Here is a 12,130-nt window from a genome sequence, read left to right as displayed (position 1 = left end):
ATTATTAGATAATATATATTGTCTTTCCAATATTTTATTAAGGAAAGAAAATATTGTCTCAGTAGCTCAGCTGGATAGAGCAACGCCCTTCTAAGGCGTCGGTCGGGAGTTCGAATCTCTCCTGGGACGTACAGTTAAACACAATTCAAGCTTTGATGTGACAGGGCTTGATACAGATAAAGGATGCTAACACAGATTATACCACTGTGAAAGTATCCTTTTTTTGTCCCTACACTGATTCTTCCCTCTTAAATATATGGAGGAATCAGTGTGACAAAGACAAACAGTATTTTTGAAGTAAGCACAAAAATTAGCTTATTTCAACTCGCAGTAAAGCAACAACCCATTAAAAAACAAGGTAACACTTAGAGAGGTAATGGAGATCTTGTAGTAGCAAATGCAGTTAAGTGGATTTAGAGAAAGAACAATTACAGACTACAATGGATACATAAAACTGATTAGAGATTACAAAAGTAGATTTTAAAAAGGATATTACAGCAGATACAGTGTAATTGTGGTTGAATCCCATAAGGGTATCCAATCAAACAAAGCTTACACACGACTAAAACATCTAAAAGCTATCTAAGGTTAACATTGGTGGAATAAGTCTAAGTTTTAGTAGAACATAATTGCATGATAGATAAAAATAATGTAGTAATCCACACCTATGCAGGTATTGATAATTGGATGAAAATTTTAAAAACATTGTAGTGTTAAGGCGTATTAGAACCAAACTGTGAAGTAACTTAGGATAGAAAATAAGGGCACCTAATAGGACAACAATATGAGAAAAAAACCTATATCTCGAGAGATATAGGTAAGAAAAATTTAACTTCAATCCGTTTTTAATAGTGAATAAATATTGATGTCTATTAAGTTTCCTTTTGATTTTTCGTATTGTCTTAATGTTCCTTCAAATGTGAAATTTAATTTTTTTAAAACGTTAATTGAATTTACATTTGCAGGTTCTATTTTGGCTTCAATTCTATTTATTTTTAATGTTTCTAGAGCATAATTAATCAACGTGTAAATAGCCTCTGTAGCATATCCCTTGCCCCAATAGGTTTTAGCAATTTCATAACCTATTTCGGCCTTCTCATTTTCAAAGTCTATCGAATTTAAACCACACGTGCCAATTATTTCACTGGATTCTTTTTCAATTATACAGAAACGAATAGCTTTGCTAGATTGAGCCAATTCCTTAAACATTTCAATTATTTCTTCTGCTTGAACTTCGTGTGTAAAGCTAGAGATGTTCATGAATTTAGTAACATCTGGGTCAGACCAAATTTTAAATAAGCTAGGTGAATCTGATGTTTCCATTTTCCTTAAATGTAATCTTTGAGTTTGTAGTTCATTTATCAATACTTTTACCTCCAATTTTTTAATCAGTTGGATGAAAAATATTGCCATCTGCGCATAGTTCAGTCCCTTCGAGTTTAGTTTTATTATACATTGAGTCAACAATTAAAGGAACTTTAAAATAGAAAATCACAGCTTTTGCGGGCACTAGGCCCTAGAATTTTAGGGTGTCCTTAAAAAGGTAAGGGTTAAAGAATGATGATACAAAGTTCGTAACATAGCGTCGCAAATTAGTGTTCAAATTGCCGATTATTGATATTTTTCGAGTGTATGTATTCTAAGGTACTACGCGCCGTCAGGTTATACACAATCAAAGACAAACAGTATTTTTGAAGTAAGCACAGAAATTAGCTTATTTCTACAAGGAAGTAAGGCAACAACCCATTAAAAAACAAGGTAACACTTAGAGATGTAATGGAGATCTTTTCGCAGCAAAATGAAAGAAGTGGATTTAGAGAAAGAACTATTACAGACTACAATGGATACATAAAACTGTTTAGAGATTACAAGAGTAGATTTTAAAGTGGATATTACAACAGATACAATGTAATTGTAGATAATAATTATGGAGTAATCCACACCTATACCAGGGGGGATTATTGGGCAAAAATTTTAAAAACATTGTAGTGAAAAGGCGTATTAGAAACAAATTGTTAAGTAGAAAAGTTGAGAGCAGTGCAAAGGACACAATAAAAGGGACAACAATTGTCATCCCTAAAACTCAACTCCAATCTACCGGTGGTTTTACTAACTGCGCCTTCATTCCAAGCTCTTCAGCGGCAGCTAAAATAAATTCTTTTCTGAAGAAATAACTTTTATGGCTTACTATTTTTCCGTTTTCAATTTCTTGCTGCTGAATGTCGTGAATTTCAGCATTATCGTCTTCAGAAGTTAACACAACAATAACTGGTTTACCCCACAGATAAATTTCACGTGCTGTGTGACCAGGCAAACCAAATTTTAAAGAACCTTTCAACATTTCATCTTTAGAAAATTCCTGGAATCCAAAGAAGGCTTCGTTTTGTGCTTGTTCACTAAATAGTCTTAACATACGTTTTAAATCTCCATTATTAAAGGCTTCTAAGTATGCTTGGATGGTTACGTTATGACTTTGTGTGGCTATTTTAGTTTTTGCTTTAGAGAAATCCAAAGAATCTATTTTTCTTCTCGCTCTTTGAACAGAGGAATATACACCACCTGGAGTGCTTTTGACAATCCCAGCTACTTCATCTGCATTAAACTGGAAAATATCCAACAATAGAAACGCTGCTGTTTGTTTAATAGTCAAATTCGACTCCAATGATATTAGAATTTCTTCCAATAATAAACGATCCGAAAAATCAGTGTTTTTCTCAGGTACTTCATCTAAAGTTCCTATTTCCCGTTTAAGTTTTCTACACTGATCGAGCCAAGTGTTTGTTGCAACTTTGAATAGATAGTATTTTTTGTTAGTAATCTCACTCCAACGTTGTGGGAGTAATCCAAAGGATTTAATCATAGTCTCTTGATAAAGATCCTCGCCATCCCAAGGAGAACCGGTAACATATTTACAATAATTCCAAAGGTCTGCTGAGTATTCAGAAACTATCTCTTCAAATTCATCTCTTAATTTTCGAGCTTCATCCACAAATATTTTGTTAATGTTTTTGCTTTCTTCCATATAGCTACCCTCCTAATGTTCTTCAATTAATAGACGTTTGAGAATAGAAAAATTATACGACTTAATATAAATAATTTAAAGATGATGCGAGAATAGTGAGACTATCTACTAAACCGTTCGTAGAGGTTACATTGCATTTGATAGTTGATCATCAATCCTTCGTAACACTTAGAAAAGTAATATTAAAGTCAAATTTAGGAGATAAAATTTGTAATAGTTTAAGGAAGTTTTAAAAGAAGTTGGACTTACCCATTGAATAAACGAATAAGTACAAATTACTTACATAAAACAATCATCTTGCAAGATAGGTAATTAAAATTATAACTGAACTAAAGAAAGCGAGTGCATGGTGAATATACCAACCTAAGTATATTTATATAAGGTGCTTACAGGTTATAGTTTTCTTTTTTTAGTTAAAATTAAAAATATTCTAAAAATAAAAAAGGGTTTTAACGAATAATGTAGAAATTAGAAGTGTAAGACAAAATATCAAGGAAATGGAAGTGTTTAATTCGTGAAAAAGAAAAAATCGATGTTTTCAATTTTAGGTGTTTTATTAGTTTTGAGTTTATCGTTTGGAACAAGTGCTAGCGCACAAGTACCTGCACCGGAAGCTGGCGGCGGTACTCCTATAAAATGCATTCCAGGTAAACCTTGCCCTATTGGACCGTAATGGTTTATTACAGAACACCAAATTCTATCAAAATAGAATTGGTGTTTTTTTTATGTCTTAAAAAGTACAACCTCTCGATATTTTATTGGTAAAGAAAGTTCTATTGGAGATTAATCTTTTATTTTCTAGACCTACTCATTCCATTTCGTGTGATTGGTTTATATTCTTTGTTTTAGAAAAAAATTCAGTAAAGACTATATTTTTAAAAGACCAACTTTTTAACTTATGTTTACAAAAATTCTCCGTAATTATATATCTATGTCTTATTTGAAGTTTCTTGGCGAAGTTGTCTAAGCTCTCGTAACACTTAATATACACTTCTGGAGATGGTTTTTCTATTTAGGAAACTTAATCCACCTTTAAGATAAATGAATGTGTATTACACCTTTTTTATTTGCCTCATATTATTTGTATATCTATCTTTCCATAAGAACAACATAATATGAATACTTAGAAAGGAGTGTTTAAATGCCAGATCGTAAGCCGCCACATGAGCAACTGACCGTAAAAGACAATGGATTGACTTCAACTCAAGAGGTTTTGTACCAGCAAGAATTTAAAAAGGCTGATAAAGCTACATCAAAAAATGATTAACAGAAAAGGTAAGTTAACTTACTTTTATAAAGAACACCATGCTTTTAAAAAGCGTGGTGTTTTTTGTCTTCTTGAAAATATTTTATTTTCCTGACACGATAAATTAATAATTCATATATAAAGTTTGTATAACTTATTTTAAAATAACCTTATACAAAAGGTTTGACTTTTGTATAAGGTTTGTGAATAATTAAATAAAATAACCAAACATCCAAACATCCAAACATCCAAACATCCAAACATCCAAACATCCAAACATCCAAGCTAAAAGTATAGACAGGTTAAAAGAAAAGAGAAGGAGAATGTACAATGCCAAATAGTAAAAAGAAAGTCGTGGTAATAGGAGCAGGTGTTGCTGGATTAGCGAGTGCTATTCGTCTCCAGCATGCAGGATATGAAGTAGAGCTATATGAAAAGGAGGCATTACCTGGGGGGAAAATGCACCGAATAGACATGAATGGTTATCAATTTGATCTGGGGCCAAGTATTGTCATGATGCCTGAGCTATACCGAGAAGTGTTTGAACTAACTGGAAGAGATCCCGACGATTACATACCTATGCAAAAAGTGGACCCAATGTATTCTACGTACTTTGGAGCAAAAGCACAGGAAAAATATGATATTTCTTCTGATTTGATTGAGTTGATGAAAACACTGGAGAATATTTCTGAGGAAGATTCGAAGGGATTTTTAAAATATTTACAGGAAATATACGAGCGTTATCTTGTAGCAAAAAACCATTTTCTTCAACGACCTTTTCGAAATTTTACGGATTTTTATAATCCAAAAACGATTCGACAAATGTTTAAGTTAAAAACGTTTGATAGTGCAGACCATTTTATTGGGAAATACGTAAAAAATGAGCGTATTAAACAAATTCTTAGCTTTCAAACTTTATACATAGGAGTGTCACCTTACAATGGACCTTCTTTGTATACTATTATTCCAATGATTGAAATGCTCTACGGAGTTTGGTTTATCAAGGGTGGAATGTATACAATGGCTTCTTCGATGGAGCGTTTGTTCAAGGAATTAGGTGGCAAAGTTTACTACAATGCATCTGTAGATGAGGTGCTTATAAAAGAACAAAAAGCTTATGGTATTCGCGTCAATGGAAAAGAAATTCTAGCTGATTACGTTATGTGCAATGCAGACTTTCCTTACGCTATGAAGAATTTAGTGAAGGATACTAAAGCGAAGGGAAAATATACAGATAAAAAAATCGATAGTATGAAATACTCGTGTTCGTGCTTTGTTATGTACTTAGGAATGGATCGGAAATACGAGGAATTAGACAATGTACACAATTTCTTTATAGCCGATGAGCTAGAAAAGAACTTAAACGATATTTTTGATGGTAACAAGCTAGAACAGCCTTCTTTCTATGTATACGTTGGCTCTAAATTAGACCCAAGTCTGGCACCAGAAGGAAAGGATGGTCTGTATATCCTTGTTCCAGTTTCTGAGCTATCTTCCTCGAAATATGAATGGACCGATGAGACGGTTCAATATTATCGAAATAAAGTAATGCAGTCATTAAAGAATGTTAAAGGATTCGAAAATATTGAAGAAGAAATAGTCGCAGAAACTTATATGACTCCTAGGGATTTTGAGTCTAAGTTCAATGCTTATAATGGTGCTTGCTTTGGGCTACAACCAACTCTTACACAAAGTAATCACATGAGACCGCAGAGCAAAGCAAAAAACTGTGAGAATCTGTACTTTACTGGAAGTAGTACTCATCCGGGTGCAGGAGTACCGATAGTTTTACTATCTGCAAAAATTGCTACCGAAGAGTTGCTTTTAGATGATGGAATTAAAGAAAAAAATGAAGCTGGTTTACCAGAACTTGTGACAAATTAAAAGATTCTATTTATATAAAAATAGAGTGAATACTTGATAGTTTTCAAATTTCGAAAAGATAGAAGGAGGCGAAAGATTTGGTTGCAAAAAGGGTCTCACCTATAGAAGATTCCTATCGCTATTGTGAAGAAATGATTAAACGTAACTCGAAAAGTTTTTACTTTGCATTTAAACAATTGTCAAAGGAGAAAGCAAATGCAGTATTTGCAATCTATACTTTTTGTAGGAAGGCTGATGACAGTGTCGACGAAAACAATACAAAGGTTAGCCAGAAGGTATCATTAGATCAGTTAGAAGCAGAGTTACGGTTATTCGAGCAAGGCAAGGAAATCGACCATCCGATGTGGCTTGCGCTTCGGGATGTATTTAATCGATACAATATGGATATAGCGCCTTTCTATGACCAATTGAAGGGTCAAAGAATGGATATTGATTTTAAAAAGCCAAAAACCCTCTTAGAACTAGAGAATTATAGCTATTATGTTGCTGGAACAGTTGGGTTAATGCTTTTACCTATAATTGCTGAGGATTCAACATTAGATTTAAGGGAGCAGTCTATCAGTCTTGGAATAGCTATGCAAATTACTAACATTCTTCGTGATATCGGGGAAGATTACAGTAGGAAGAACCGAATTTATCTACCAGAATCTTTATTAAAATCAGAGTTATATAGTGAGTATGATTTGAAAAACGCAAAAATAAACATCCAATTCATTCGAATTTGGGAGTTATTAGCTCATCGTGCAGAAGAATTATATGATCATTTCTATGAATCAATCTTTTACTTTGATGAGGATAGCCGTTTTCAGGTGCTACTTGCTGCTAGAATCTATCGTGGCATATTAAATACAATCCGTAAAAATGATTATGACTGTTTTCACACTAGAAATTTTGTATCCCCTCTAGAAATGAAAAAAATTCATCAAGCAACTTGCTTTGATATGAAAGGGCAGGTGTCATCTTAATGAGCAAAAGTAAAAAAACTGTAGTTGTAGTCGGAGGTGGTCTAGGGGGTTTATCTGTAGCTATTTCTCTTGCTCAAAACGGCTATTCCGTTTCCCTTTATGAGAAGAACAAACATTTAGGAGGCAAACTGAATCGGTTGGAGCAGGAGGGATTCGGGTTTGATTTAGGCCCATCCATTCTCACTATGCCACATATCTTTGAAAGAATATTTAAGCGCAGCAACCGCGAAATGTCAGATTACATTTCTGCCTATAGATTAGAGCATGAATGGCGTTCTTTTTTTACAGACGGAACAACAATTGACCTTTACGGAGACCTTGAAAAAATGGCACAGGAAAACCTGAACCTCTCAGCAAAGGATATGAGGGAATACCAAGAATTTCTTCATTACGCTAAAAAGATTTATGATGTGACAGAAGAAGGGTATCTTGGAAAAGGGTTGGACAGTACAATGGATGTGTTTCGGCAGCATGGTTTTATAGAGTCACTAAGAGGCTTTGATTATTTTTCGACTATGTATGATGCTATAAAGAAAAGAGTGAGCAACCCTAATTTACGTACGATGCTTTCTTATTTCATCAAATATGTTGGTTCCTCCCCATATGATGCACCAGCTGTGTTAAATATGATGATTTACATGCAGCATGCACAAGGTGTTTGGTATGTTCCAGGAGGTATGCATGGAATTGCAAGTGGAATGGTGAAGCTTGGGAAGGAGCTTGGTGTATCCTTCCATACTGGAGAAGAAGTGAAACGTTTACATAGAGATGGAGATAAACGAATTGCTGCAGCAGAGCTAGCGGATGGTAAAAAGGTAACAGCAGATTATTTTATCTCTAATATGGAGGTCATTCCTGCATATGAAAAATTATTGGAGGAAGAGCCAAAGTATATAGAGAAGCTAGAAAAGAAATTTGAGCCCTCGAGCTCGGGGTTAGTGTTGCATCTAGGTGTGAATAAATTATACCCACAGCTTGCCCATCATAACTTTTTCTTTTCCGATAACTTAAAGGAGCAAATGGATCAAGTCTTCCATCGCTATGAGCTGCCCCAGGATCCAACAATATACTTAGTGAATACAAACAAGACTGATCCGAAACAGGCTCCAAAGGGTCACGAAAACATTAAAATATTGCCTCATATTCCTTATCTCCAGGACCAGCCATTTACTGAAGAAGATTACATGGCTTTAAGAGAACGTGTGCTCATTAAGCTAGAAAATATGGGATTAGAAGGTCTTCGGCAGCATATTGTCACTGAAGATATGTGGACCCCACATGATATAGAGCGAACGTATTATTCACACCGTGGCTCTATTTACGGGACGGTTTCCTCTAAAAAGAAAAATCATGGGTTTAAAAATGCAAAGCATAGTGAGCTATATGACAATTTGTACTTTGTTGGTGGTACTGTCAATCCGGGTGGGGGAATGCCCATGGTTACACTTAGCGGTCAGCAGGTTAGTGAGATGATATTGGAGAGAGACAGAAAAGAGTCATAAGGAAGAGGTGGGGCTAATGATAGACGTTCTGTTCATAATTGCATTAGCAATAATCATTATGGCTATAGTGTGTGGTTTTCTTATGCTATGGAAAATCCCTCTCTCGGGACAAACGGACAAAGAGCTATCTGGACAGCCTACTATATCTGTGATAATCCCAGCAAGAAATGAGGAGGGGCGATTACAGCCATTGCTCGAGTCCTTACAAATACAATCACTTATCCCAAAGGAGATTATAGTAGTCGATGATGAATCTACAGATAAGACTGTACAAATTGCAAAAAAGTTTGGGACTATAGTTAAACAAACTCATGAAAATTACCAAAGATGGAAAGGAAAATCCGCAGCTTGCTGGATAGGTTCTGAGGCAGCTACTGGTGAATGGTTATTATTTTTAGATGCTGATGTAAGGTTAGAACATAAGGATAGTTTGAAATCTTTGGCTATAAGTTTTCAAGCGCAAGGCACTAGAGGGATTTTATCCATTCAGCCTTATCACAAGGTCCATAAACTTTATGAAAACTTTTCGGCTATCTTCAATATTATGGTGATGGCAGGTATGAATCTATTTACTTTTTGGAGTAATCGATTACAAGGTGCAGGTGCATTTGGCCCATGTATTTTGACTACTAGAGCGGATTATATGGAATCAGGCGGACATTTTGTGGTAGGAGAAGCAATAATGGATGATTTTGTGCTTGCGAAAGCCTTTAGAAAAATTGGTCTCCCAGTTCATTGTCTGGGGGGGAGGGGTGTACTTCATTTTCAAATGTATCCCGAAGGCATGAAGTCACTTGTAGAAGGTTGGTCAAAGAATTTTGGAACAGCTTCCCAGTCAACCCATCCGTTTGTTATGACACTTATTAGCATATGGATGAGTGGAGGTTTCCTTCCATTAGCTTTGTTTATAACGGCTGCTTATGTTAATTCTCTAACATGGATTTCCATAGCTCTAATTTGCTATATTGGATTCATGACTCCAGCCTATTATCTTGCTAGTCGGACGGGTAATTTTCAGTTTTATATATTTATCTTTTATCCTATTCTATTCTTCTTTTTTACTGGTGTTTTTATGTGGTCCCTATTTCGTACTAAGGTTTTACGTGTAGTAACATGGAAGGGTAGAAAAATCAAATTGTAGGGGTGGTTGAATGCAAATAATACATCTCCCTGTACTTTGGACTATATTAATAGATATTGGAGCATGGGCATTTTTCCATATTGTGATTTCGCTTTCTATGGCACTAATTCCTGTTCATTTTTTTGAAAAAGAAAATTCTTTATATAAATTGAGGAAATGGGAAGAATCAGGTGAATTATGGGAACGACTTTTTAGTGTAAGGCTGTGGAAGCATTTAATCCCTGATGGAACAAAGGTAATACGAAAGGGATTTGAAAAGAACGTTCTGGCTAGCAACGATAAACGTTATCTTAAACTTTTTGTTATTGAGACTAAAAGAGCAGAGTTGACCCATTGGGTTTCAATCTTGCCGGCCGGCCTATTTTTCCTTTGGAATCCTGCATGGGCAGGCTGGATTATGGTAGCATATGCTCTTTTGTTTAACTTACCAATTATTATAGTTCAACGGTATAATCGTCCTCGTATAGAAAGGTTTCTGTCTAGAAAGAGAAAAACTAGAGTTACTAAAGAGGTTGTCTTAAAGTAGGCTTTAATTCTTTAGATTTCCTATATAAAGAAAAGACCTATCACTAGTACAATCAAGTGATAGGTCTGTTTATTTTTTTCTATTTAATGGAACGAGCAAGCTCGCTAAAAATGACCCCTAATCCAAAAGCACCTGCATCTGGATAACCAAGACTTCGTTCACCTACTGTTCCAGCACGACCCATACGAGCTACAATGTCTTTGGTCTTTTCTGCACCTAAGACTGCAGCAGCAGCTCCTTGTTCAAATGCTCGCTTAAATGTTGTGCTAGATGAACTGCTATCCATCCATGAATCTGCACAAGGTATTAACGCATCAATCAATGTTTTATCTCCAACTTCTGCCCCTCTACCAAATGAACGCTCTCCAGTCGATTGAATTCCTTTCACTGCCTCTTGTAGCATTTCAGCAAACTCAGCTATAGTTAATTCCATCTTGCCATCTGTTATTTTTCCAGCCGCACGGAAAGCAGAGCCCCAAATTGGTCCTGATGCCCCACCGCAATACTCCATAATAACGAGAGAGCATGAGTGTAAAAAGGAACCGATAGTAAGTTCGGGCTGTTGAATAATATCACTCCATTCTCGCTTCAATTGCTTGAATCCTTTTGCAACACTCATTCCGAAATCTCCATCTCCAGCATGAGAATCTAACTCACAGAAAGGTACTTCATTATCTATTATTACTTCACTCATTTTATCTACAAGGTAGATCATGTTGGGTAATGATAATCTTTCATTTTGAATCACAGAAAAACCTTCATTAGTTTCTGTTTTAAATGAGACTGGCTTTTCGCTTTCTTCCTCAATAACTTCAATATATTCGACGGAATCAATCGGTCCAACTATTTTAAAAGAGGGTGTATCACTAGGACTAGACAGTAAGTTTTTTAATTCATCGTCTAACTTCATGAAAGTAAGGGAGGCACCAGCCATATCAATACTTGTCATATAATTGCCTACAAAAACGCGATTCACCTTAATATTTTTACGTGATAGCACTCGTACAACTGAATTATTTAACAAATACAATTCCTGTAGTGGAGTTGCACCAAACCCATTGACTAATACCGCAATCTCATCCTTTTCATTCACGCCGAGGTCTTTTAAAAGGTCCATGGTCATTCGCTCTGCCAATTCATCTGCGGAAAGCATTTTCTCTCTCTTTATTCCTGGCTCACCATGAATTCCTACTCCGTACTCTATTTCATCCTCTGCCAATTTAAAGGTTGGCGTACCTTTTGCAGGTACAGTACAAGAGGTAAGAGCTATACCTATGCTCCGTACGTTAGCTGCAGCTTTTTCCGCTGTCTTTTTAACCTCTAATAGTTCTCTACCTTCTTCGGCAGCAGCACCTGCAATCTTATGAACGAAAACAGTACCTGCAACTCCGCGTCTACCTACAGTATAAAGACTGTCTTCTACTGCAATATCATCATCTACCTTTACGTATTCAACGTGAATGCCATCCTCAGAAGCTAAAGCAGCCCCATTTTTAAAATTCATCATATCGCCACTATAATTTTTAAGAATCATCAAAAGACCTTTTTGACCAGCCGTAGCCTTAATGGCTTGATAAACCTGTATTTGAGAGGGTGAAGCAAATATATCTCCACACACAGCAGCATCCAGCATACCCTTACCAACAAATCCAGCGTGGGCGGGCTCATGTCCACTACCGCCACCACTAATAATACTTACCTTGTTGTCATCGATAGCTTTCTTTTTAATAATTTTGTACTTCTTTAAAAATTCTAGCTCTGGATGTGCTAAGACTAATCCATTACACATTTCCATCACAAGGTTTTCAGGTTGGTTCATGATTTTTTTCATATGTATTGCTCCT

10 protein-coding genes and 1 tRNA gene are annotated in these 12,130 nt (G+C 35.6%); 8 read left to right on the top strand and 3 right to left on the bottom strand.

All coding sequences use genetic code 11. The features are described from left to right. The first annotated feature begins 55 nt into the window (after positions 1-55). Positions 56-129, top strand: a tRNA-Arg gene (locus tag MHB55_RS13145). A gap of 705 nt (positions 130-834) precedes the next feature. Here the strand turns inward: MHB55_RS13145 and MHB55_RS13140 are convergent. Then, the gene (locus MHB55_RS13140) at positions 835-1,365 is read right to left on the bottom strand and encodes a GNAT family N-acetyltransferase (protein ID WP_144535571.1); all 531 of its coding nucleotides are present in this window, start codon (positions 1,363-1,365) and stop codon (positions 835-837) included. 718 nt (positions 1,366-2,083) lie between these two features. Beyond that, a complete protein-coding gene (locus MHB55_RS13135) occupies positions 2,084-3,022 on the bottom strand; it encodes an RNA polymerase sigma factor (RefSeq protein ID WP_144535573.1) in 939 nt (312 codons plus the stop codon). Between the two features lie 514 nt (positions 3,023-3,536). On the opposite strand from MHB55_RS13135, the gene MHB55_RS13130 reads away from it, so the two are divergent. From MHB55_RS13130 to MHB55_RS13100, 7 genes are all read left to right on the top strand, one after another. Then, a complete protein-coding gene (locus MHB55_RS13130) occupies positions 3,537-3,695 on the top strand; it encodes a hypothetical protein (protein WP_154310494.1) in 159 nt (52 codons plus the stop codon). 468 nt (positions 3,696-4,163) lie between these two features. After that, on the top strand, positions 4,164-4,289 hold the full coding sequence (locus tag MHB55_RS13125) for a YfhE family protein (RefSeq protein ID WP_191696792.1): 126 nt from the start codon (positions 4,164-4,166) through the stop codon (positions 4,287-4,289). A 309-nt stretch (positions 4,290-4,598) separates the two neighbouring features. Beyond that, positions 4,599-6,152 carry a phytoene desaturase family protein gene (locus tag MHB55_RS13120; protein WP_191696793.1) on the top strand — a complete coding sequence of 518 codons (1,554 nt, stop codon included), beginning with the start codon at positions 4,599-4,601 and terminating at the stop codon, positions 6,150-6,152. A gap of 77 nt (positions 6,153-6,229) precedes the next feature. Then, a complete protein-coding gene (locus MHB55_RS13115; RefSeq protein ID WP_225215940.1) occupies positions 6,230-7,117 on the top strand; it encodes a phytoene/squalene synthase family protein in 888 nt (295 codons plus the stop codon). Further along, complete coding sequence (locus MHB55_RS13110) at positions 7,117-8,619, top strand: phytoene desaturase family protein (RefSeq protein ID WP_191696794.1); 1,503 nt, start codon at positions 7,117-7,119, stop codon at positions 8,617-8,619. Before MHB55_RS13115 ends, MHB55_RS13110 begins: the two co-directional genes overlap by 1 nt. Before the next feature lie 16 nt (positions 8,620-8,635). After that, complete coding sequence (locus MHB55_RS13105) at positions 8,636-9,760, top strand: glycosyltransferase (RefSeq protein WP_340863416.1); 1,125 nt, start codon at positions 8,636-8,638, stop codon at positions 9,758-9,760. Positions 9,761-9,770: 10 nt separating this feature from the next. Further along, positions 9,771-10,286 carry a glycosyl-4,4'-diaponeurosporenoate acyltransferase CrtO family protein gene (locus MHB55_RS13100; RefSeq protein WP_340863415.1) on the top strand — a complete coding sequence of 172 codons (516 nt, stop codon included), beginning with the start codon at positions 9,771-9,773 and terminating at the stop codon, positions 10,284-10,286. Positions 10,287-10,365: 79 nt separating this feature from the next. On the opposite strand, the gene dhaK is transcribed toward MHB55_RS13100, so the two are convergent. Then, on the bottom strand, positions 10,366-12,117 hold the full coding sequence (gene dhaK / locus MHB55_RS13095) for a dihydroxyacetone kinase subunit DhaK (RefSeq protein ID WP_151113601.1): 1,752 nt from the start codon (positions 12,115-12,117) through the stop codon (positions 10,366-10,368). Between the last annotated feature and the right edge of the window lie 13 nt (positions 12,118-12,130).

The organism is Psychrobacillus sp. FSL K6-1267, assembly GCF_038003265.1.
In the GTDB taxonomy this organism is placed as follows: domain Bacteria; phylum Bacillota; class Bacilli; order Bacillales_A; family Planococcaceae; genus Psychrobacillus; species Psychrobacillus faecigallinarum.
Note: the sequence above shows the minus strand (reverse complement) of the source record. Positions and strands in the feature narration are given on the sequence as shown.